Genomic DNA, 1,253 nt, shown 5'->3' with positions numbered 1-1,253 from the left:
CCGCCACGTCCTGGGAAGCATCCGATCTGACCGCGGTGCTAGAAGCGGGTCTCGCCGTCGTCAGCGGCAAACGGAAGCGTGTGGCAATGAGCGGACCGGCGGTTCGGCTCAACTCGCAATCGGCGCTGGCGCTCACGCTCGCCGTTCATGAACTTGGCACCAACGCGTTGAAATATGGCGCTTTGAGCAACGATAATGGTACTGTGACGTTGACGTGGCAGGTGAGCGGATCAGAAGCTGATCCGGAATTTTCCCTGCTTTGGCGGGAGCGTGGTGGGCCAGTCGTCTCGGCGCCTACCCGCAGAGGTTTCGGAACACGAATGATCGAGCGCTCGTTGCGATCGTACTTCAGAGGTGAAACTGCGCTCAGCTATCCTCCCGAAGGCGTCGAATTTCAGATCAGGGCACCGCTCAGCGGTGCAGGCGAATTGGTAACAGCGTAATGGGTCAGGCTATTCCGGCACGGGCCATCCTCATCGTTGAGGATGAGGTGTTCATTCGTCATGATTTGATGGATTTTTTTGAAGATCGGGGCTTTGTGGCCTTCGAGGCAGAAGACGCCGACGAAGCTATCAAGATTTTATCGGTTCATCCCGAAATCCACATTGTCCTTACGGATATTCAGATGAAGGGATCGATGGATGGGCTGCGCCTCGCGCGATACGTTCGTGACCGGCATCCGCCGGTTTTGATCGCCGTCGTATCAGGCGCAGTCAGGCCATCCCAGACAGACCTTCCAGAACGGTCTTTCTTCATTCCCAAGCCCTTCGACCCTCGGCATATCTTGTCGGAGATTGATCGACTGAGTGCATAGCAACTACTTAAAGCGGCGACTTTTCCTAAATTAGGCACCACAGGATTGCTGAGGGCTTGAGTTATCTAGGGCCTGTGGGGATTCACAAAGCGTGATGGATGTGATTCACGCAGCGGATGGATCGTGACGTACTGACAGATGCCCAGTGGGCGAAGATCGAGCCGCATTGTCTAGGCAAGCAGACGGACCCGGGCCGGAGCGGCCGGGACAACCGGTTATTTGTGGAGGCGGTGTTGTGGATAGCGCGCACGGGCAGCCCATGGCGTGATTTGCCGGATCGTTTCGGCAACTGGAGCACGGCGTTCCGTCGCTTCCGCGACTGGCGCGAAGCAGATGTCTTCAAACGGATATTCGATGCGCTGTCGGACGAGCCCGACCTTGAATATGCGATGGTCGATGCGACGATCGTGAAGGTCCACCGCCACGGTCAGGGCGCAAA

2 protein-coding genes and 1 pseudogene are annotated in these 1,253 nt (G+C 57.1%); all 3 read left to right on the top strand.

Going from position 1 to position 1,253, the window contains the following annotated elements; genetic code table 11:
• A pseudogene (locus MF607_RS22080) lies at positions 1–443 on the top strand (PAS domain S-box protein); the annotation flags it as partial.
• Positions 443–814: a response regulator gene (locus tag MF607_RS22075; protein WP_242122325.1), complete on the top strand. Its 372-nt coding sequence runs from the start codon at positions 443–445 to the stop codon at positions 812–814. The pseudogene MF607_RS22080 and the gene MF607_RS22075, both read left to right, overlap by 1 nt.
• 116 nt (positions 815–930) lie before the next feature.
• Positions 931–1,253 (top strand): IS5 family transposase (locus MF607_RS22070; protein ID WP_242122324.1); only part of this gene is annotated, 323 nt, incomplete at its 3' end.

This window comes from Sphingomonas lacusdianchii (assembly GCF_022664395.1).
Taxonomy (GTDB): Bacteria; Pseudomonadota; Alphaproteobacteria; order Sphingomonadales; family Sphingomonadaceae; genus Sphingomonas; species Sphingomonas lacusdianchii.
The sequence above is the reverse complement of the archived record's forward strand: the minus strand, read 5'-3'. Positions and strand labels throughout refer to the sequence as shown.

Excerpts from the sequence above, each read along its gene's own strand:
- MF607_RS22075 (WP_242122325.1), top strand. The coding sequence starts at position 443 with ATGGGTCAGGCTATTCCGGCACGGGCCATCCTCATCGTTGAGGATGAG.